The sequence below is a fragment of the Sphingobium scionense genome (genome assembly GCF_014197035.1).
Classification (GTDB): domain Bacteria; phylum Pseudomonadota; class Alphaproteobacteria; order Sphingomonadales; family Sphingomonadaceae; genus Sphingobium; species Sphingobium scionense.
Genome location: NZ_JACIEU010000019.1, coordinates 16,374 through 37,600, shown reverse-complemented (window position 1 = coordinate 37,600; position 21,227 = coordinate 16,374). Strand labels below are relative to the sequence as shown.

Annotated in this window: 18 protein-coding genes and 1 tRNA gene; 4 read left to right on the top strand and 15 right to left on the bottom strand. The window is 64.8% G+C overall.

Features of this window, described 5'->3' with window-relative positions; translation table 11 throughout:
- Positions 1–6 precede the first annotated feature (6 nt).
- The 6 genes from GGQ90_RS20165 to GGQ90_RS20140 form a co-directional block, all read right to left on the bottom strand.
- Complete coding sequence (locus GGQ90_RS20165; protein WP_246428337.1) at positions 7–660, bottom strand: ATPase; 654 nt, start codon at positions 658–660, stop codon at positions 7–9.
- Positions 614–817, bottom strand: a complete 204-nt coding sequence (locus GGQ90_RS20160; RefSeq protein ID WP_188083691.1) for a hypothetical protein — start codon at positions 815–817, stop codon at positions 614–616. Before GGQ90_RS20160 ends, GGQ90_RS20165 begins: the two co-directional genes overlap by 47 nt.
- Positions 818–868: 51 nt before the next feature.
- Positions 869–2,941, bottom strand: coding sequence for an alpha/beta hydrolase family protein (locus GGQ90_RS20155; protein ID WP_188083690.1), 2,073 nt, complete (start codon positions 2,939–2,941; stop codon positions 869–871).
- Positions 2,942–3,082: 141 nt separating this feature from the next.
- The gene (locus GGQ90_RS20150) at positions 3,083–3,571 is read right to left on the bottom strand and encodes a DUF2497 domain-containing protein (RefSeq protein WP_188083689.1); all 489 of its coding nucleotides are present in this window, start codon (positions 3,569–3,571) and stop codon (positions 3,083–3,085) included.
- Between the two features lie 69 nt (positions 3,572–3,640).
- Entirely contained in the window at positions 3,641–5,083 is a 1,443-nt protein-coding gene (locus GGQ90_RS20145; protein WP_188083688.1) for a TolC family outer membrane protein, read from the bottom strand.
- Positions 5,084–5,093: 10 nt separating this feature from the next.
- Positions 5,094–5,726, bottom strand: a complete 633-nt coding sequence (locus tag GGQ90_RS20140) for a protein-L-isoaspartate O-methyltransferase (protein ID WP_188083687.1) — start codon at positions 5,724–5,726, stop codon at positions 5,094–5,096.
- A 190-nt stretch (positions 5,727–5,916) separates the two neighbouring features.
- Here GGQ90_RS20140 and GGQ90_RS20135 point away from each other — a divergent pair.
- From GGQ90_RS20135 to GGQ90_RS20120, 4 genes are all read left to right on the top strand, one after another.
- A tRNA-Cys gene (locus tag GGQ90_RS20135) sits at positions 5,917–5,990 on the top strand.
- Positions 5,991–6,501: 511 nt separating this feature from the next.
- Complete coding sequence (locus GGQ90_RS20130) at positions 6,502–7,587, top strand: autotransporter domain-containing protein (protein WP_223178367.1); 1,086 nt, start codon at positions 6,502–6,504, stop codon at positions 7,585–7,587.
- A 3-nt stretch (positions 7,588–7,590) separates the two neighbouring features.
- Positions 7,591–8,832, top strand: a complete 1,242-nt coding sequence (locus tag GGQ90_RS20125) for an MFS transporter (protein ID WP_188083685.1) — start codon at positions 7,591–7,593, stop codon at positions 8,830–8,832.
- Positions 8,833–8,925: 93 nt separating this feature from the next.
- A complete protein-coding gene (locus GGQ90_RS20120) occupies positions 8,926–10,617 on the top strand; it encodes a thiamine pyrophosphate-dependent enzyme (protein ID WP_188083684.1) in 1,692 nt (563 codons plus the stop codon).
- 536 nt (positions 10,618–11,153) lie between these two features.
- On the opposite strand, the gene GGQ90_RS20115 is transcribed toward GGQ90_RS20120, so the two are convergent.
- The 9 genes from GGQ90_RS20115 to GGQ90_RS20075 all read right to left on the bottom strand — a co-directional run bounded on the left by GGQ90_RS20115 (position 11,154) and on the right by GGQ90_RS20075 (position 21,192).
- Positions 11,154–11,990 (bottom strand): oxidoreductase, encoded by an 837-nt coding sequence (locus GGQ90_RS20115; RefSeq protein WP_188083683.1) that lies wholly within the window; start codon positions 11,988–11,990, stop codon positions 11,154–11,156.
- Between the two features lie 10 nt (positions 11,991–12,000).
- Complete coding sequence (locus GGQ90_RS20110) at positions 12,001–12,894, bottom strand: substrate-binding domain-containing protein (protein WP_188083682.1); 894 nt, start codon at positions 12,892–12,894, stop codon at positions 12,001–12,003.
- A gap of 10 nt (positions 12,895–12,904) precedes the next feature.
- Positions 12,905–14,452, bottom strand: coding sequence for an acetolactate synthase large subunit (locus tag GGQ90_RS20105; RefSeq protein ID WP_188083681.1), 1,548 nt, complete (start codon positions 14,450–14,452; stop codon positions 12,905–12,907).
- Between the two features lie 375 nt (positions 14,453–14,827).
- The gene (locus tag GGQ90_RS20100) at positions 14,828–15,685 is read right to left on the bottom strand and encodes an HpcH/HpaI aldolase family protein (RefSeq protein ID WP_188083680.1); all 858 of its coding nucleotides are present in this window, start codon (positions 15,683–15,685) and stop codon (positions 14,828–14,830) included.
- Positions 15,686–15,760: 75 nt separating this feature from the next.
- On the bottom strand, positions 15,761–16,753 hold the full coding sequence (locus GGQ90_RS20095; RefSeq protein ID WP_188083679.1) for a DODA-type extradiol aromatic ring-opening family dioxygenase: 993 nt from the start codon (positions 16,751–16,753) through the stop codon (positions 15,761–15,763).
- Between the two features lie 67 nt (positions 16,754–16,820).
- The gene (locus GGQ90_RS20090; protein ID WP_188083678.1) at positions 16,821–18,128 is read right to left on the bottom strand and encodes an MFS transporter; all 1,308 of its coding nucleotides are present in this window, start codon (positions 18,126–18,128) and stop codon (positions 16,821–16,823) included.
- A 33-nt stretch (positions 18,129–18,161) separates the two neighbouring features.
- Positions 18,162–19,016: an amidohydrolase family protein gene (locus GGQ90_RS20085; RefSeq protein ID WP_188083728.1), complete on the bottom strand. Its 855-nt coding sequence runs from the start codon at positions 19,014–19,016 to the stop codon at positions 18,162–18,164.
- A gap of 132 nt (positions 19,017–19,148) precedes the next feature.
- Positions 19,149–20,174: an amidohydrolase family protein gene (locus GGQ90_RS20080; RefSeq protein WP_188083677.1), complete on the bottom strand. Its 1,026-nt coding sequence runs from the start codon at positions 20,172–20,174 to the stop codon at positions 19,149–19,151.
- 25 nt (positions 20,175–20,199) lie between these two features.
- The gene (locus tag GGQ90_RS20075) at positions 20,200–21,192 is read right to left on the bottom strand and encodes a PhnD/SsuA/transferrin family substrate-binding protein (protein ID WP_188083676.1); all 993 of its coding nucleotides are present in this window, start codon (positions 21,190–21,192) and stop codon (positions 20,200–20,202) included.
- Positions 21,193–21,227: the final 35 nt, after the last annotated feature.

Here is a 21,227-nt window from a genome sequence, read left to right as displayed (position 1 = left end):
GTTTCGCTAGCTCAAGCCGCCCATCGGAACGGCCGCAGAGAGGAATATTTCTTCCAGATCGGGCGGCAGCTTGTCCCACAACCAGACGCCACCCTCTGCTTTTTGCGCCAACAGGGCCGGTTCGCCGGTAGAATTGTCGTAAATATAGCAGTCATCGACATGCTGGACGAACCAAGCCAGTTGCTCAAAGGAGCGTGCCCGCCGCGCCATGACCTTGTCCGCCGGCACATCATGGCCGCCCTCGACCACACGCACGCGAATACGCGCAGCCTGCAGTTCGGCCGATGCCAGTAGCACATAGATCATGCGGACCCGAAAACCGCGCTCATGAGCCCGATCGACCAGCTTGCGATATTTGGGCGAAGACAGAACCGTCTCCACACCGATCGTCTGATACACGTCGAGCGAATGGTTCAACCAGGATTCAATCCGCTGTACCGCCTCCAGATTGGCACGCTCCAGCGGCAACTTTTCCTCGGTGACGATATGCTGGGTCAGCAGGTCCGGATTGATGATCCAGACCGAGCCGCCCCAGCCCTCGATATCCGTGCGATTGTAAAAGGTACTCTTGCCGCTCCCATTGGGGCCGGCAATAATCCAGAGAACCGGGCGTTCAGGCTTGCGCGGCGTCTTGGGCATGACCGCGCTTGCGTCGCTCATCCACAACCCGGCGCACATTGGAGCGGAAGGCTGCCAACAGATCCTCGCCCAGAGTCTGACTGTCGGCGTTCACCACCTTCAATCGCACCGGCGTCCCGTCAGGCGCATGGACGATCTTCGTTTTCAGATCACTGGGTCGAACATTCTTGCGGGTCATATCGCCTTCCTTCCCCATCAATATAGCAGGCCGGGCTACGCCCTTAAAGGCTCATTTCCCCTTCGCCGTGCCGGTCCACTGGTCCAGCCAGCCCAGCGCCTCATCATACCATTGCAGCGAGTTCTTGGGCTTCAACACCCAGTGATTCTCGTCCGGGAAGACGACCAGCCGCGACGGAATCTCGCGCCGCTGCAACGCAGTGAAGGCAGCCAGCCCCTGGGTATAGGGAATGCGGAAATCCTTCTCGCCGGTCACGACCAGCATCGGCGTCTTCCACTGGGCGACATGATTGACCGGGTTCCATTTCTCGAACTCTTCGGGCTTCTCATAATAGGGGCCGCCATGCTCCCATTCGTCGAACCACAGTTCCTCGGTCTCATAGGCCATGGCGCGGGCGTCGAACACGCCGTCATGCTGGACGATGCATTTGAAGCCGTCGGCCCACTGCCCCTCGATCCAGTTCATCATATAGCCGCCATAGCTGGCGCCGAGCGCGCAGGCATTGCCCGCGTCGACATTGGCGTCCTTCGCCGCAGCAGCCGCCAAGCCCAGCTTCAGATCCTCCAGCGGCTTGCCGCCCCAATCCTGATTGATGGCATCGGTGAAGGCCTGGCCATAGCCGGTCGAGCCATGGAAATCGACGATCACCGCGGCATAGCCATGGGCGGCGAACGCCTTGGGATTCCAGCGATAGGACCAGCTGTCGTTGAAGCTGCCCTGCGGCCCGCCATGCACCAGGAAGGCGACCGGCAGCTTGCCCTTGGCAGCCATGGGCTTGACGATCTGCCCCCAGACGGTGTCGCCATTGGCGCCCTTGAAGCTGAAGCGCTGGACCGAGACATCATCCACCCCGGCCAGCTTCTGCGCGTTGACATTCGTCAGGCGCACCGGCTTGCCCCCCTTGCCCTTCGCAGCTGGCATCTTCCAGAAATCGGCCGGCGACTGGATGCTGTCGAGCGCATAGACGAAGCCGCCATCGGGCAGCGGCACGACGCTGCCGGCATGGCCCTTTTCGGTGAGCCGCGTCACCTTGCCCGATGCGGCATCCACCCGGAACACCGGATTGTCGAGCACATCATTGGCGGTGACCAGCAGCCCCTTGCCATTCGCCTCCCACGCGATCGACCCAACCGACCTGTCCCAGCCCTCGGTCAGCGCCCGCGTCTCGCCAGTCGCGATATTACGCAGCATCAGCACAAGCCGATCCGCTTCATAGCCGGGTCGCTTCATCGCGGCATAGGCCAGCCATTTGCCGTCCGGCGACACCACCGGCATCGTGTCGGTCGCGTCATTGGCGTCGGTCAGGTTGACCGGCTTGGTATTGCCGTCGGCCGGCACGCTGAAGATGTCGAGGTTGGTCGACAGCGGTTCAATCCGCCCGGCCTCGCGCAGGGTGAAGAACAGCGTCTTGCCATCCACGCTCCAGGCCAGTTCCTCCGCTCCGCCAAAGGGCTTGGACGGACTGTCGCCGACCAGGCCGCCCATCACCGACACCGCCTTGCCACCCGCGACCGGCATGACGAAGATCTGCGAGCGCTGGCCGTCGCTCCACGTATCCCAGTGGCGCACGAACAGCTGGTCATAGACCCGGCCGCTGCCCGCGCTCGGCGGGGCCGGCGCCTTGACATCGTCGATCGTGCGCGCGCCTACCGGACGGTCGGCCCACAGCGCCACCTTGTCACCCTGGGGGCTCAGCAGGAAACCGGAAATGCCGCCAGGCGCCTTGCTGATCTGCACCGGCTGACCGCCGGCGATCGGCGCGCGCCACAACTGGTCGTCCCCGCTGGCGTTGGAGACATAATAAAGCGCGCTGCCGTCAGCCGAAAAGACCGGCGACGCCTCATTCTTGTCGGGCACCGACGCGATCAGCCGGGGCGCCTGCCCCGCCGTGTCGATGGCGAGCAGATAGAGGTCAGTGCGCCCGCGATTATTGGCCAGATCGGTGCTGCGCAGCTGATAGGCCATCCACTTGCCGTCCGGCGACACGGTCGGCGACGACACCCGGTCCAGCGACACCATGTCATTGGGCGTGAAGGGACGGGCAGCCGCCGGCGCCACCAGCGCAGACGACAGCATCGGCGACAGGGCCAGTGCGCCAAGGCCGGCAAGCAGGATATGTTTCATGAAAAAATCACCCTCGGATCGAAAACACGGCGTGCCGGCGCATGCGATGCACGGCCGGGCGCGTCGATGAGATGATCCGTGGTCTAGGCGCGGCTAACGTTCCCGGCAAGAGGCCGGAGCGCGTTCGCCGGCCTCCCGGCCTCAGCGGCCGGTGATGCGGGAAATTTCCTTGGCGACCATGTCCTCGACCAGCGCGGGCAGGCGCGCGTCGAGCCATTCCTTGAGCATCGGTCGCAGCATCGAGCGGACCAGAGCTTCAAGCGTATTGTCCTCGCCCTCGCGCGGGCTGACAAGCATGGTGGACAGGGCCGAGAGCGAATGGCGCGCGGCCACTTCGCTTTCCACCGACAGGATCGAGTCGCCGTCCGATTCAGACTGGGCAACAGCCTTCACGGCGCGGGTCGGCTTGGGCGCGGGCATCACTTCCTCCACCGGAATCTCGTCGGTCAGTTCCAGCACTTCCTCGACCTCGGCCGACATCACCGCATGGGGCGCGGCACTCAGGTCGATCGGGGTCTTCTGGCGGCGCTGCGGCGCGGCCTGAACGGCGTCCTCGCCCTCTTCGGCGATGATCCGCTTGATGGACGAGAGTATCTCTTCCATCGAGGGTTCCTTGGTCATGTCACCCATGGATAGTTCCCGTCCAAATTTCATTCCGCACCTATTCCGCCATGATTACCTGTTCAGGTTAACAAGCGGTTAAGGCTGCACGACATCGACTTTGGCGTTTTGAGCCGGCGTGTCAACGGTACGCGTCGAAACCGCCTGCGGCTTGCCGTCATAATCCCAGTCGAACCACTTGCCCTCGACCCGATCATAATTGACCATCGGGTCATAGAGCGTGCCACTCTCCAGGCCCAGATCATCGGCCTCGGCATGGCCCATGGCTGCCAGCAGGGTGAAGCCGGCGACATAGGCATTACGGCGGGCCGTCACCAGTTCGACCTTGGCGTTCAAGGCTTCCTGCTCAGCATTGAGGATGTCGAGGATGGTGCGGCTGCCGACCGAATTTTCCGCCCGCACGCCTTCCAGCGACAGGTCGGCGGCATCGACCGCCTTCTGGCTCGACTGGATCGTGCGCAGCGACGCCTGTAACGCGGCATAGGCGGCGCGGGCCTGCGAAATCACGCCCCGCTCGACCTCGATCTGCCGTTCGATCGACTGCGATTCGAGCGCCTGGCTCTGGCGCACCTGCGCCGCGGGGCGACCGCCCTGATAGAAGGGAATGGTCAGGGTCGCACCGACGGCCGCCTGCTTGTTGGCCGCGATGTCCTTGTCCATATAGTCGGTATAGCTGCCCTGGCTGAAACCGCTCAGGGTCGGCAGCGTGGCGCCCTTGGCCGCCTTCACGTCATAACGCGCCGCCTCACGCGACTTCTGCGCGGCGAGGATATCGGGATTATCAGCCAGCGCCACGCGCACGGCGGCATCCGGATCGGCCGGCAGACCCGGCAAGGTCGGCGGAGATTCCAGATCGACCGGCGCCTCACCGACCATCGCGATATAATTTTCGCGGCTGGTGATCAGGTTGGATTCGGCGCGCTGCAGGTCGGACCGCGCCAGTTCCAGACGCGATTCGGACTGGGCGACGTCGGTGCGCGTGACATCGCCGACCTCGAACCGGTCATTGGTCGCCTGGAGATTGACCTCCAGCACCTTCACGTTCGCCGCATTGAGCGACACCAGCGCGCTGTCGCGAATCACATCCATATAGGCGGCGACCGTCTGCGAGAATACGCTCGCCTCGGTCCCGCGCAGATTCGCCTGCCCCGATTCGACGCGCGTTTCCGCCGCCTTCACGCTGTTGCGCACGGTGCCGCCGGAATAGATGGGGACGTCGATACTGGCGCTGGCGTTGGCCGAACGATGCGGCGCCAGGAAGCTGTTCGACGGGCGCACCACCAGTTCCTGAAACTGGATCTGCGAATTGGCCGTGGGCCGTCCCGCCGCCTTCTGGATCGGGACATTCTCGTCCGTCGCCCGCTGACCGGCGCGCGCGCCGGTCAGGGTCGGGTTGGTGCGATAAGCCTTGGCCAACGCGCCTTGCAGGGTTTCGGCATGCGCCACCCCTGCCATGGAAGAGGATAGCAACAGCAAAGCTGTAGCGGCTTGGCGCCGAAGGGTCATACGCTTTGCTGTCATCTATCCTGTCTCAAAAAACGAACCGCTCCGGCGCGGCGAAGCCGGGAAGCACGACCATTTCCATGTCGGTAAGGCTGGACAGACCCAGTACGCCCGCCACCGCGCGGCCGCTGCACAGGCGAGCGACACCGCGTTCCACGACGCCCGTCACCACCCGTCCCCCATCGACTAGCTGCTGGACGAGCGCGGCGGGGACTTCCTCCACCGCGCCGTCAATGAAAAGAACGTCATAGGGCGCACCGGCCGACGCACCGGCCGCCAGCGGGCCGCGCACCACGGTCACGCCGGGCACCGCGATCTCCGCACCGCCCTCGACCTCAACCGCCGTCACCTGCGCCCCCAGCTCTGCGAGCAGCGCCGCGCTGTACCCAGTCGCAGCGCCGATCAGCAGCACCTTCTCGCCGGCCTGGACATCGGCTTCCTTGAGCAGGCGGCCAGTCACCAGCGGCGGGTTCAGCGCACGGTCGCCATCCAGCGGGATCGGGCGATCGATATAGGTCATGGCCCGGCGCTCGGCGGGCACATAGTCCTCGCGCGGCACCTTGGCCATCACGGCGATGACGCGCTGGTCGTCCACTGCGCTGGTGCGCAGCTGGCTCTCGACCATGGCGGCCCGCATCGAAGAATAGTTCTGCTCGGTCACGATAGTTCCTCGCTTGGCACAACTGTATTGGCAATGCAATACAGTGAAGGGATAACCGGACCTCTAAATCAGCATTTCCCCCGCGCCAAGCGGCTTTGCGCGATGGAGAGCGAGATTCTTGGGATTGTTCCCCTTCCCGCGCTTGACTTTGCGATCAAAGGCGGACATTTGCCGCCTCCACCGCACGGAAGGCCCGATGGCGGAGTGGTGACGCAGAGGACTGCAAATCCTTGCACGCCGGTTCGATTCCGGCTCGGGCCTCCAAATCACGCATGTGTTGCGATGAATTTTCAAATTTTTAGGGACCGCAATTGCAGGCGAAAGCCTTGAGCGGCACGTCCTGGGAGAATTATCTTTTCCCCATGATGTCACTTCGCCAGCAACTTTTACGGCGCTCAATTCCCTATTGAGCCCAACAGGGCATCGACTTGGCCAGCCAGCGTCCGATTCGCACCCGATCCGTTTGGACCAAGTTTCCAACGTTCCATAGCCATGCCCCCGAACGCTCACCCTCGATGATAGCCATCATCGACCATTTTCTCATCGCATTATGATGTGGTCGACAGGCAGGGGGACACGGAATTTTTAACAATTCCGATACGAAAAATATGCTCTTCCTCTTGGCCTGCTTTCTTATCGATCGGCGCGGCAATGCAATTGGCGCTGCGCCATGGGGATCGCCGATAGCCGCCGGATGGATAGGAAAATAAGAGGATATGCCGGATATGTGTCGGCATCGTCCCAAGAAGGGCGCCACAACATCCCATCTCCCTGCATGCGGCGACTCGCACTCTGGGGCAGCCTGATAGGTGTCTGCCTCGGCGCCTCCCCGGTGTCCGCACAGGAGACGGACGCGCCGGTCGTCCGCCCGACGATCAGCGGCAGTTTCGGCGACACCGGCCTGATGGCGCGGTTCAACAGCAGCGAACAATATGGCGCGGTGCAGGCGCGAGTCGGCCTATACAACGCGCATGATGCGCTGATCGCGGCGACCGGCCAATCCTATGATTTCGATGACAATGTCACATCGGTGGTGACCCCGGTCAACGCCATCATCCCCCTGCCCATGCTCAGCCAGCGCCTGTTCGCAAAGGTCGGCTACACCAATATCCTCTCGCGCGGCGGCAGCGGCAGCCCGACGCGGATCGACAATGACAGCCAGGTGGGCATGGCCCAGTTGGTCTGGCTGATCGGCGACGATGCGCTGGTTGGCGCCGGGGTGATCCACGAGACATCCGACGTCAGCCTGCGCCATAATGGCGGCGACATCGCCAGCCAGGGCAAGGGCATACGTTTCGACATGCTCTATCGCTTTGCCTCGCACTGGGGTGCGTCACTGCGGGTGTCGCGGCTGAACGGCGACGCCGACACGACCATCCCCAACGCCCGTTATGGCGTGATGAGCAGCCGGCAGGATTTCCGCCGCATTTATAGCGAGGCGGCGCTGGTCGGCACCTATCGCCATGCGCAAGCGGGTTTCGTGCCAAAGGGCTGGGTGCTGCGCCCGTCCCTCGCCTTCGTCTGGCAGGACAGCCGGTTCAAGGCGACGACCAACAGCCTGAACGCCGCCGTGGCCGGGCGCCGCGAGGATTATCAGCTTGGCATCGCCACGCTGCGGCTGGAAAAGGATGGCTTCCGCCCGTGGAAGCCGATCCCCTATACCGAGGCGGGCATGGAGCATGAATTGCGCAGTACGCTGACCGAGACGGAGGATGACCCCACCAATCTCTACCTGAAGGCGGGCGGCGCGATGAACATGGGCGGCAAGGGACGGCTCGACCTCTATGTCGCGCGGCGCGACAGCCTGAAGGGCAGTTTCCAGTCGACCACGGTCAATCTGCTGCTGTCCATGGCCTTCTGATCGATGGACGCGCCCGGCCATCCGTTCCGCTATCGCGACTTCCGCTATTTCTGGGCCGCGCGCATCTGTGCGATGCTGGCGCATAGCGGACTGGTGGTGACGCTGGGCTGGGCGGTCTATGACGAGGCGCGGCTGTCGATGGGCATTCGTGCCGCCGCGTTGCGGCTGGGGCTGATCGGCCTGGTCCAGTTCCTGCCGATCCTGGCGCTGAGCCCGGTCACCGGGCTGACAGCGGACCGGTTCGACCGGCGCGTCGTGGTGCGGGCCGCACTGCTGGGCCAATGGGCCTGCCCGGCGGTGCTGACCCTGCTCGCCTTTGGCCCCGGCGCCAATCTCTACGCCCTCTATCTGGCCGCCGCGCTGTTTGCCGGGGCACGGGCCTTCTACCAGCCGGCGATGAACGCCCTGCCCCCGGCACTGGTGCCGCCCGCCGCGCTGCCGCAGGCGATCGCCGTCACGGCCATTGCCGGGCGGATCGGCGCGATATCCGGGCCGATGCTAGGCGGCGTTGCCTATGCGATCGGCCAGGGCTGGGCCTTTGCGCTCAGCGCCGCGCTACTGGCGGTGGCGATCGGCCTGCATCTGTGCATCCGACCGATCGTGCAGAAGCCGCTGGTCGACACGCGCGGCCCGCTGGCCCAGATGCTCGACGGCTTCCATTATGTCATGACCAACCGGCTGCTGCTCGGCGCCATCAGCCTCGACATGTTTGCCGTGCTGCTGGGCGGCACGACGGCACTGCTGCCGATCTTCGCGCGCGACGTGCTCCATAGCGGGCCGGAGGGGCTTGGGCTGCTGCGCGCGGCCTCCTCGATCGGCGCGCTGGGCACGGCGGCTTTCCTGTCCTGGCGGCCGGTCCGCAGCGATGTGGGCGCCCGGATGCTGTGGTCGGTCGGATTGTTCGGCGGGGCGACCATCGGCTTTGGCCTGTCGCGCAGCATGGCGCTGTCGCTGGCGTGCCTGGCGCTCGCCGGGGCGGCGGACATGGTGTCGGTCTATATCCGCCAGTCGCTGGTCCAACTGGCAACGCCGGACGACAAGCGTGGCCGGGTGGGTGCTATTTCCAGCCTGTTCGTTGCCGGCTCCAACGAACTGGGCGAGATGGAATCAGGCGTCGCCGCTGCGCTGCTGGGGCCGGTGATGGCTGTGATCGTCGGCGGCGCAGGCGCGATCGGCCTCGCACTGCTGTGGGCGCGGCTCTTCCCCGAATTGCCGCGCACCCAGCGGTTCGACACGCTGCCATAGATTTCGCGCCGGGCCGATCGGTTTCGCGCGCGCTCGCTCTCCCCGCGTCCCGCCGGATGCTAGCCCCATCTGATCGATCGAGGAGAGAGTGACGTGACAGAGGTAACCGGCGCCGAAGCCGCCGTGCGGATGCTCCAGTTGCACGATGTGCGCCACATATTCGGCCTGTGCGGCGACACCAGCCTGCCCTTCTATGACGCGCTCGCCCGGCTGGACCATGGCATGACCCATGTGCTGACCCGCGACGAGCGCAGCGCCGCCTATATGGCCGACGCCTATGCGCGGGTGACGGGGCGCGTGGGCGTGTGCGAGGGGCCGAGCGGCGGCGGCGCCACCTATATATTGCCCGGCGTGGTGGAGGCGAACGAATCCTCCGTCGCCCTGCTCTCCATCACCTCCGACGTGCCGGTGACGGCGCGCGGCCGATATCCGCTGACCGCGCTCGACCAGAAGGCGCTGTTCGCGCCGCTCACCAAATGGAATGCGGTGACGGACCATGTGTCGCAGATCCCGATGCTGCTGCGCACCGCCTTTCGCGCGGCAACCACTGGGCGGCCAGGCGCCACCCATATCGGCCTGCCCTATGATTTGCAGAAGCAGAACCTCGACGCCGCCGACCTGTGGGCGAACGGCGCCCATGGCCATTTTCCCGCCTTTCGCACCGGACCCGATCCCGACGCGGTGGAGGCCTGCGCCGAGGCGATCCTGGCGGCCCGGCGGCCCGCCTTCATCTGCGGCGGCGGGGTCGTCATTTCGGGCGCCTGCGCCGAACTGGCGGCGCTCGCGCAGTTGCTCAACGCGCCCGTCGCCTCGACCGTCAGCGGCCATGGCGTGATCGCCGACGATCATCCGCTGGCCGTGGGGGTGGTCGGCGCCAATGGTGGCACCGACGCGACGCGCAATGTGATCGCGACGGCCGACCTCGTCATATTCTTGGGCTGTCGAGCCGGATCGACCACGACTGAACATGGCACGACCCCGTCGCGCGGCGTACCGATCGTCCATATCGACATCGACCCGATGGTGGTCGGCGCCAATTATCCGATCGTCGCCGGCATGGTCGGCGATGCGCGCCTGTGCCTCGTCGCGCTTCACCGCGCCATCGTCGCGCGGCTGGAGGGCCGTGCCCGCAGCAGCGACATGGCCGTGCGGCTGGCCGCCATGCGCCAAGCCAAGCGGGCCAACTTCGCGGCGCTAGCGGCCTCGACCGATCGGCCGATCCGCCCCGAACGGGTGCTGGCCGCAATCCAGAAGGCCTTGCCGCGCGAGGGCATCGTCGTTGCCGATCCGGGTACGCCCTGCCCCTATTTTTCGGGCTATTTCGATTTCAACAGCAGCGGCCGCCGCTTCATCACCAACCGGGCGCATGGCGCGCTCGGCTTCTCGCTGCCGGCCGCAATCGGCGCTGCCCATGGCGCGCCCGATGCCAAGGTGGTGGCGGTGATGGGCGACGGCAGCTTCGGCTTTGCCGTGGGCGAGCTGGAGACGGTGAAGCGGCTCAACCTGCCGATCACCTTCGTCGTCTTCTCCAACGCCGCCTATGGCTGGATCAAGGCAAGCCAGAAGAGCGGCTATGACGCGCGCTATTTCTCGGTCGACTTTACCCGATCCGACCATGCCCGTATCGCCGACGCCTTCGGCCTCAAGAGCTGGACGGTCCATGACCCGGCCGATCTGGACGCCGTGATGGCCGCCGCCATCGCCCATGACGGCCCCAGCCTGGTCGACGTGATCGCCCAACCGCTGGAGGAATCGGCCGTGCCGGTGAGCCGCTGGATGGGATGAGGCTGCTGGTGCGTAGCAAGCCCTTTGTCGGGTAACGGCGACGCGACAGGGGGATTTCCCATCGAAGTTCACAGTGTCGTGGGGCGATTGCACCGCCTTTGCGCCCGTCGCGCGCCCATGACGCCCCTGCCCCGCCCCTGTGCCGCGTCTCGACCGGGGAAACCGGCGCGCCTGATCCGCGCTCGAGACGCACCGGCGACGCGACACCGAAGCGACAGAGACGCGCCTGGCATGCGCCAGTGGCTGGGGCGGAATCGGCGGGAGATTCATTCCTTAAGTTGGATCAGGAAACAGCCGAGTAGGAAAGCGGGATGCCGGGTCAAGCCCGGCATGACGGATTTGAGTAGGGGCGACTAACGACCAAGAGCAGACATGTTCCCCCTCCCGTAAACGGGAGGGGGCTAGGGGGTGGGCTAGACGTTGCGCAAGCCCACCCCGCTGCGACTAACGCGCTTCGCGCGCAAGTCTCGCTGCCCCTCCCGTTTACGGGAGGGGAATGGCGGGAAATCACTCAACGCCGCCATCCACTACTCCCCCTAGAAATCCGTGGCCCGGCCGGCTTCCTCCCAGGCGCTGATTTCGGCCTGGACGCGCTTCAGTTTCTGGCTGGCGAGGGCCAGGGCGTCGGGGCCTGCAAAGACGCGGCTGGGGGGATTGGCGGTGGCGATGAGCTGCATCAGCAGCGCCGCCGCCTTGTCTGGGTCGCCCGGCTGCTTGCCGCTTCTGGCCAGGCGGAAGGCGCGCTGCGGGTCCATGATCGGGTCGTAATCGGCGATCGTGCGCGGCGAGCGCTCCAGCGAGCGGCCGGCCCAGTCGGTGCGGAACTGGCCCGGCGCGAAGGCGGTGACCATGATGCCGAGCGGCCGCACTTCCTTGCCCAGCGCCTCCGATATCCCCTCCAGCGCGAATTTCGCGCCGCAATAGAAGGAGACACCGGTGAGGCCGGTGCTGCCCGCCATCGAGGTGATGTTGACGATATGACCGCGCTGGCGCGCGCGCATACCGTGCAGCACCGCCTGCATCAGCGCCACCGGCCCGACGACATTGACGTCGAGCTGGCGGCGCAACGCGTCAAGCGGCGATTCCTCCAGCGATCCTTCATGGCCGAAGCCGGCATTGTTGATGAGTATATCGATCGGCCCGGCCAGCGCCTCCGCCTGCGCCACGATGCCCGGCATGGCGGCGACATCATTGAGGTCGAGGACAAGGGCGGGCGCGCCGGTGGCGGCGGTGAAGGCCGCTGCACCGGCCTCGCTGCGCACCGTGCCCACGACTTGATGCCCCGCCGCCAGCGCCGCGCGGGCGAAGGCCGCCCCCAGCCCCGACCCGACCCCTGTGATCAGCAGCGTCCGGCCGCCCGCCTCTTCGCTCATGCCCTGCCCCTCAGGCGCCGAGCGAAGCGGTCATGTCGTTGAACAGGCTGTCGACCGACATTTTCTCGGCGATGAACTTCTGCTCATAGGCCCAGTCGATCGCGAGCTGGATATTCTTGCGATTGGCCTCCAGCCCGACCGGCGGATAGCTGGCGGGCAGGTCCGCCTCGACCAGCGCCCGGCTTTCCACCAGCATGCGATAGATTTCGCGCACCGCGTCCGGCCGGGTCCGGGTCAGTTCCTCATGCACGACGAACATATGGTTGATGCACACCGCGCCGGTGCGGGAAAACCACTCCTTCGCCGCCTCGAACGGTTCGGGGACGAGATATTCGACGCGCGGATCCTTGGGCAGGTCGACGCCCTGCAGGGTCGCCGCCAGTTCGCCGTCGAGCATCATCTGGCCGATGTCGGAGCCCTTGGGCAGACGTTCGCAATTGGCCGGGTCGCTATATTCCAGCAGATGGCCGTCATTGACGGTACACCAGGTCACCTTGTCGAGATCGACGCCATATTCATGCTGCAATATGCCGCGGATCCACAGCCCCGTGGTCTGGGTATAGCTGCGCACGCCGACCCGCTTGCCCTCGATATCCTTGGGATGGAGCACGCCGAAATTGCGATTGTAACCGGCGCAATGATGCTGGAAGCGGCCATTGACCGGGATCGGCAGCGCAACCCAGGGCTTGCCGAAAGCCTTGGCCTGAAGCAGCGTGACGATCGCCAGTTCGCCGCAATCATAGGCGTTTTCGCGCAGCATCGCCTTGAAGCCATTATGCGCCTGCGGTGGCCCGCAAAAATCGAGCGTGACGAGATCGGACGAGACCCGGCCGTCGCGCATCGCGGCGGTCACGGGATAGTCGGCCAGGTTGGTCCTGAGCGTGGTGGTGGCGGTGGTCGCCATTATCTCTCTCCTAATAGAGCTTTACTTCGATGAGGGAGGGTCCGGGCTCCTGCGCGCTGCGGACCATGGCTTGATAGAGGCCCTCGGCACTGTCGACCTGCACGCCCGGCACGCCCATGGATTTGGCCATCGCCACCCAGTCGATCGTCGGTCGGTCGATATCGATCATCGCCATCGCCTGCGGCCCCGGCGTGCCGGCGCCCATATTGGCATATTCGGCCTTGAGGATGGCATATTGGTTGTTGGCGAAGATGATGGTGGTGACCGGCAGGCCCTCGCGCGCCTGGGTCCAGAGCGACTGGATCGTGTACATGGCGCTGCCGTCGCCGACCATGCAGACGGTGCGGCGATCGGGACAGGCGAGCGCGGCGCCGGTGGCGACCGGCGTGCCGTATCCGATGGAACCGCCCATATTGTTGATGAGGTCATGGGGCCGCGCACCCATGGTATAGCCCATCGTCTCGCGCCCGGTGGTGAGCGATTCATCGACCAGGATGGCATGATCGGGCAAGGCGGCGGCGAGCGCATAGGCGATGCTCTGCGGATTGAGCGCCCCGCTGGGCGGAGCCGTCTCGAACCGCTGCTGCAGGATCGGCGCGGTCGCGCCCAGCCCCAGCGCATCGACCAGCATCTCGAACGCGATCGTGCTGTCCTCGTCCGCGGCGCAGAGTTCATGGACGATCGTGCCCGGCGCCTTCAGTAGGCTGGGCTTGTCGGGATAGCTGAAGAAGGCGACCGGTTCCTTCGTCTCGACCGTGATCAGATGCTTGAAACCCTGGAGGAAGGCGGCGCCCTGCGCGACGGCATAGGGGATGCGTTCCAGCGGTACGCGGCCAGCGCCACGCTCGATCCGGGCGGTGAAGAATTGGGTGCCGAGGCGACAGCCGGTGCCGGCCGCGACCTGCCCCGCCAGTTCGAGCGCGCGGCCACGCGTGCCCTTGTTGGCGAGGATGATGAGCGCCGGTTCGCCCGAGCGCAGCACCTGCGCGATCGCATCGATCCGCGCGCCGTCGGGCGCCTTGCGCACAGGCGTTGTCGGCGCAGGGGTGATCGCCTGGCCCGCATCCTTCCAGGCGGTGTCGCCCGGCAGGATCAGGGTCGCGATCTGCCCGGGATGTTCCGACGCCTTGGCCACCGCCGTCACCGTGTCCCAGGCGATCGAGGTGGAGGATTCGGCGCGGCGCACCCAATGGCTCAAGGGCCGGGCCAGCCCCTCGATATCCGAGGTCAGCGGCGGATCATATTTGAGGTGGCTGGCCGAATGTTCGCCGACGATATTGACCATCGCCGAGCTGGCGCGCTTGGCATTGTGGATGTTGGACAGGCCATTGGCGAGGCCGGGGCCAAGGTGCAGCAGGGTCGAGGCCGGCTTGTCCTTCATCCGGTACCAGCCGTCGGCCGCGCCGGTGCAGACGCCCTCATACAGGCAGAGCACGCTCTTCATCCGCGGATTTTCCAGCGCTGACAGGAAATGCATTTCCGACGTGCCGGGGTTGGCGAAACAAATATCCACGCCTTGGTCGATCAGGGTCGTCACCAGGCTCTCTGCGCCGTTCATCTACCTATCCCATTCTCATGATCTTTGGGGGAGCTTTCCATTCCGCCGCGCGCGCCCGCCAATCGGAAAGCCGTCTGCGGCGATAGCTTCGGCGCCCACCGATAGCGGGCAGCCGATCGCCTTCCCCGGCGCGCCTTGCGCCGGGGTTGGTGTGTCTCACGGTGTCGAAGATTGGATTTAGGCCGAAACTGCCAAATGGCGTGGAGAGGGGATTCTGCCCCTCTCCAGCGTCATGCTGAACTTGTTTCAGCATCCATTATGCCCAACAGGCCGATGGTCCGCTGGGAGGAATGGACCCTGAAACAAGTTCAGGGTGACGATGATGTATAGGGCAATTGCTGGTCACTTGCGGACCGTCCAAATTTGTCCACCTGCTTAGTAGCCCGCCAGCTCGCGGCCCTGACCGACCACGCCATAGCTGCGGCTGGGCGCGGACATCAGGAACTTGTAGCCTTCGCCCAGCAAGCGCTCGACATTCTTGGCATTGGTGTGCGGGTTGCCGACCGCCACCTTGTGCTTGTGGCAGGTCTCGACGATCCTGCGCATCGCATCCAGAACTTCGGGATGCTCGTACTGGCGCGGATAGCCAAGCGCCTGGCTAAGGTCGCCCTCGCCGATCAGCACCAGGCCGATGCCCGGCACGTCGGACAGGATATCGTCCAGATTGTCGATCGCCTCGGGGCTTTCGCACATCATGCCGACCAGCAATTCGCCATGCGGAGCGAGCGGCCAGACGTCGGCCTTCGCATAATAGTCCGGCTGCGACAGGCCCCAATAGCGCGCCGCCGTCGCCGGTCCGTCGCCGCGAATACCCTTGGGCTCGTAGAGGGCAGCGCCCTTGGGCTTGGCATAGCGGCAGGAGGCGACCGCGTTCCACGCCTGTTCGACGGTCGAGACATGCGGCGTGATGACGCCATAGACGCCCCGGTCCAGCACTTGCTTGGCCTGAAACTGGTTCATCTCCGCGCCGTTGGCAGGAATGCGCGCCAGCGGCGTGACCGAGGGCGCGACCGATCCGCTCTCGGCGATCTTCTTGCGGTTGAGCATATATTGGAGCGCGTCGCCCAGGCCCCCGACATCATAGGGGTTATGCTCCATCTCGAACACGATGCCGTCATAGGGGGCGTCGGTCATTTCCTGCGCGGTCAGCTTGTCCACCTTGGAAAAGGCGGCGAAGGCGGGCTTGCCCTGTTCCCAGGCGCGGATCACGCCGTTGAGGCGATTGTCGGTCATCTCAGATCATTCCTTCATGCCCGCCGATGCGGCCGGGCGATCATAACGCGGATTTTCAGGATCAGGCGCCAAGGATCAGGCGCCCGCCGGGCTCCAATACATGAAACCCATGCCCTCGCCGGTGCCCGCCGCCGTGCGCAGGCAGGGGACATAATCGACCAGCGTCATCTGGGTGTTGGACTCCTGCATCGCGACCAGCACCGAGCAGTAGAGCTTCACCTCCGACGTGCCCGACTGGTAGGAGCGGTTGTCGATCCCCTCCAGCGTGTCGAAATCATAGCTGCCCAACGCGTCGATGAAGACCTTGTCGAGGTCGGGGTCGCAGACGAAATGGGTCAGCCCGCCCGAGGCGATGATGGCGACGCGCGCATCGCTCTTCCACGCCTTCACCGCATCGACCAGCGCCTTGCCGAAGTGCAGGCTGCGCTTCATCGAGGGCTGGGTCGGCTCGTAGAAGGTGTTCATCAGGATCGGCACGTTGGGCGGCACAGCGTCGCCCATGATCTGGCGATAGACGAAGCCATAAGCGTGCGGCACGACCGGCTTTTCGGGCAGCGGCTTCATCCACACATTGTCGGGCCAAGTCATGAGGTCGGTGAGGTCGAAGCCGTCGGCCTGGAGGCTGACCAGCAGATGCTGCGCCAGTTCGGGATGGCCCGGATAGGTCACGTCATGATCGGGAGCATAGACCGCGCGCTGGGGCGGGCCATTGTAGATTTCCGCACCCGAATAGATGGCGATCGACGGCGTCATCTCGACGAAGATCTCCTTCTGGTCCTTGCCCATGATGATGACGACATCGACATTGGCGCGGTCATAGGCGGCCTTCATTTCGGCCAGCGCGGCGGTGCAGCGCTTGGAACGGGCGGTGCGCTCCTCAATCGTCAGCAGCGCCTCGAACCCTTCATCCTTCCGCTCGGCCTCCAGCTCGGGATAGGTCCAGGTGCGGTTGCGATACCAGAGCTTGGGATTGTTGCGGTCCCGCTCGCCATTGGTCAGCCAGTCCTCGGGCGCCTGGCCCAGCATGCCGCTGTGCGGCACGCACATGCCGAATACGATTTCAGCCATATATTCCTCCTGCCCTGCGGGCGATGGTCGTGCCGGCCTGTGCGGCCGGGCAAGTCGATGGGTGGGTTCAGGCGGCCGGGGCCGCCTCCGGGATCTTGGGCGCCCATTGCGGGCGGAGCAGCAGCCAGGTGGTCAACGCGCCGATCACGAGGAAGACGAAGATGACCTGCATCGGCAGGGCGTAGCCGCCACTGACATGGAGCAACCAGCCCGACAGGATCGGCGCGACGATGCCGGCGAGGCTGGTCGCGACCTGCTGCACACCGGTCACCAGACCGACGGCCGGCGCCGGGATCAGCGTCAGGCGACAGAGCGCGAGATTGTTTGCGGTGGCAAGGCCGAGGCCCGACAAGGAGGCGACGTTCCAGAACAGCGCCCATTGCAGCGACTGGGTCTGCGCGCCCAGCAAGACGGTGCAGGCGAGGACGAAGCCGGAAATGACGAACGCCTTGCGCACGAACACCGGATCGCCGCCGCGCGCGATCAGCCGGTCCGCGCTCCAGCCCGCGACCAAAGCGACGATCGCGATGCCGGCGAAGCTGAAGAAGGAATAGAGGCCCATCTTCTCAAGGCTGAGGCCGCGCTGCTCGACCAGATAGGCGGGCATCCAGGTCATGCAGTAGAAGGTGAAATAATTGTAGCAGAAGTTGACGATCAGCGTGCCCCAGACGAGCGGGCTGGCCATGATCGTGCCGAAGGACACGGCCGATGCCTTGCGCTTCACCTCAACCATATCGCCTGCCTTGGGCAGGTCATTCTTCACCATGAGCATCCAGGGCAACAGCCAGATCGCGCCGGCGAGCCCAGTGATGACGAACATCGCCCGCCAGTCGAACGCCAGGATCAGCCAGGCCGCGACCGGGGCGCCGATCGCCGGGCCGAACTTGTTGCCCAGCATATAGAGGCCGACGGCGGTGCCGCTCTGCCCTTCCTTGAAATTATTGCGGATCCAGCGATAGCTGGCCGGCACCACGACGGCTTCGGCCGCGCCGACGATGAGGCGCATGATGATGAGACCGGCGAGCGTCGTCACCAGACCGGTTGCCGCCGATGCCGCGCACCACAATATGAAGCAGATCGTATAGGGCGTCTTCACGCCATAGCGGTCGACAATCCAGCCCATCGGGATCTGCAGCAGCGCATAGGACCAGAAGAAGGCGGAATTGACCCAGCCGCGATCGACGTCGGTCAGCTGGAAATGCGCCTTGAACGAGGGCACGGCCAGCGCCGAGGATATGCTGGTGCGATCGACGAAGGCGATCAGCGCGCCGATCGCCAGCAGCGCCAGGATCGCCCAGTTGCTGGGCGACGCGCGGACCGGTTTGGCAGGGGTTTCGATACTGGTCTGACCCTCGACGATATTTGACATGGCCATCCCGCCTCTCCTGTTCTTTTCGTTGCGACCCGGTCAGTCGGCCAGTCGGGGATAGAGCGACTGCGCCGTCTTCGCGAAGATCCAACTGAGATCCTCTTCCGACAGGCAGGACAGCCGATCCTGCGCCGTCGCCTTGATTTCTGCCAACGTCCCTTCGGACGTCGGATAGTTGGAACCCCAGGCGAGACGCTGCGCGCCGAAGATATCCACAAGCTTGGGAAAGAAGCTTTCCGGGCTGGCCCCGCCCTTCTTCACGTCGCCCATGATGCGCGGGGTCAGCTTGAGATAGATGGATTCGACCGGCGCAATGTCGAACAGGCTCTGCGCGGCAGCATAGGGCGCGCCGTCGGTGACGTCGGGCCGGCCGAGATGGTCGAGGATGATCGGTACATTGGGGAAGCGCCTGGCCAGCGCAACCACGGCGGGCAGCCCCACCGGGCCGGTCTGAATGCACATGGTGAGCCCCAGTTCGCCAAGCAGATCCCAGGCCGGATAGGCGCGGACATCGTCCAGTTCGCTGGGGTCGAATTCCTTGGTGCTGCCGCCGGTGAAGACGCGCAGGCCAGCGAGGCCCCGGTCCACCCACTGGCGGATGGTCGTCACCGCGTCGGGCGCCAGCACATCGACCGATCCGACCGCGATCAGCCGGTCGGAATAGGCGTTGCACGCATCGACGACATAGCTGTTGTCGAACCCATAGGTGGTCGAGGAATGGACCACCGCCGCCTTGTCGACGCCGGCCGCATCCATCTGCGCGATCAGCGTGTCGACCGTGCTCGGCCGTTCCTGCGACCAGTCGGAGCGCTTGCCGAACAGGGGCGCGGGCGGGTAGCGCCCTTCATCGTCCGAAATGACATGGGGGTGGATGTCGACATAGTTGGATGCCATCGGCTTCACGCTTTCTCTCCGGCGAGGATCATCGCCATCTTGTTGTCTGCTTTGTCAGTTGCCTGCCCGATTGTGCCGGGCGGGCCTGCGGCGAACAGTCGATAGTCCGCCGCAGGCCATAATTTCCGTGTCTCAGAGGGCCCTGCTCTTCAGCAGCGCGTCGAGGCGCGGATAGACGCGGCGGGCATTGCCCTCGAAGATCTTTGCCTTGTCGGCGGCGTCCAGCGGCAGCGCATCGACATATTTCTTGGTGTCGTCGAAATATTCGCCGGTGTTGGGATCGCGTCCACGCACCGCGCCGATCATTTCCGATCCGAACAGGACATTGTCGGTGGGGATCACCTTGGTCAGCAATTCCACGCCGGGCAGATGATAGACGCAGGTGTCGAAGAAGATATTGTCGAGCAGCCCTTCGAGCGGACGATCGACCATCTCCAGGCTCATGCCGCGATAGCGCCCCCAATGATAGGGCACCGCGCCGCCGCCATGCGGAATGACCAGGCGCAGGGTCGGGAAATCCTTGAACAGGTCGGACTGCAATATCTGCATGAAGACCGAGGTGTCGGCGTTGAGATAATGGGCGCCGGTGCCGTGGAAATTGGGATTGCAGGAGGCAGCGACATGCACCATGCCCGGCACGTCGAGGTCGCACATCGCCTCGAACAGCGGATACCATTCGCGGTCGGTAAAGGGCTTGCCGGTCCAGTAGCCGCCGGTCGGGTCCGGGTTCACATTGACGCCGACAAAACCCAATTCCTCGACGCAGCGACGCAGTTCGGGGATGCTGTTGGCCGGCGGCGCGCCTGGCGACTGCGGCAACTGGCAGACCGGCACGAAATTGTCGGGATAGAGTTCCGTCACCCGCTTCACATTGTCGTTCGACACCCGCGCCCATTCCAGGCTGGTGCGTTCATTGCCCAGATGATGGCTCATCAGGCCGGCGATCGGCGAGAAGAGGGTGAGGTCGCTGCCGCGTTCCTGCTGCAGCTTCAATTGGCCGCCCTCGATCCCCTCGCGGATCTGGTCGTCGGTCAGGATCGCGCCTTCTTCCGGCTTGGGCGCGTTGACGGGGTCATTGGCATAGTCGACCTGCTTGGCGCGCCAGTCGCGGAACGACTTGGGGACGGTGGTGAAATGCCCGTGGCAATCGATGATCATGATGTCGCTCTCTGTGCGATGAAGGTCAGGCGGGCTGGAAGGCCGGGGCCGTTTCGGGATCGACGAACAGTTCGTCCATCGTCATGCGGCGCGGCGTCAGCCCCTGGTCGAAGGCGGTCTTTTCCAGCGCCTCGATCGTCGCGCGGTTGGCCTTGATGCCATAGGGTAGCGGGTCGGCACCGACGATCTGCTGGAGTGCGCGATATTTGTCGGCGCCTGCCCCGGTAGCTTCGCCCGCATTGAGCTTGGCGACCCAGTCATCCTTGGCGCGGGTGAAGGCGTCGTTCAGCGAGCGGGCGACCCAGGGATGCTGCTCCAGTACCGCATCCTTGACGACGATGGTGCCGTGCATCGGATAGACTTTGGTGCGGGCATAATAGTCCGCCTCCAGTTCCGCCGCATTGGGGAAGAGGTCGGGATAATTGGCCTCGACCTCCTGCCAGCCGCCGGTCGGCGCGCCGGTGCGGCCGATGCCCGCCGCCGCGTCGAAGCCGGCAATGATGTCACCGCGCGCCATCATGTCGGCCAGGCTGTCGCTGGCGGCGACATGGCGGACATTGGCGGGCAGCTGCAATTCCTGCACATGCTCCTCATCATCGACCCACCAGATGATCTTGTTATTGTCGACGCCGAATTCGTCGATCAGCACCTGGCGCGTCCAGACGCCGGTGGTCACCGAATAGGCGCGCACGCCGCAGGGCTTTCCTTCCAGATCCTTGGGACTGACGATGCCCGCATCGGGGCGCACCAGCAGGCCCGAATGGTGGAAGCGGCGCACGACGAATATCGGCAGCGCCTTGAACTTCTTTCCATAGGCGCGGGCGATGATGTAGGTGGTCGGCGCGATTTCGCAGACATCGAATTCCAGTTCGCGCACCATCCGACGAAAGGCGCCGATCTGCGGCTTCACCGTCACGAATTCGGCATCCACCCCCTCGATCTCGATCGATCCGTCGCGGATCGCCGAGGTATGCGGATGCTCCGCAATGGCAATCTTCAGATGCAGTTTGTTGCCCACTCTTCACTCTCCTGTCGGCCTGGTCCGCGAACCAG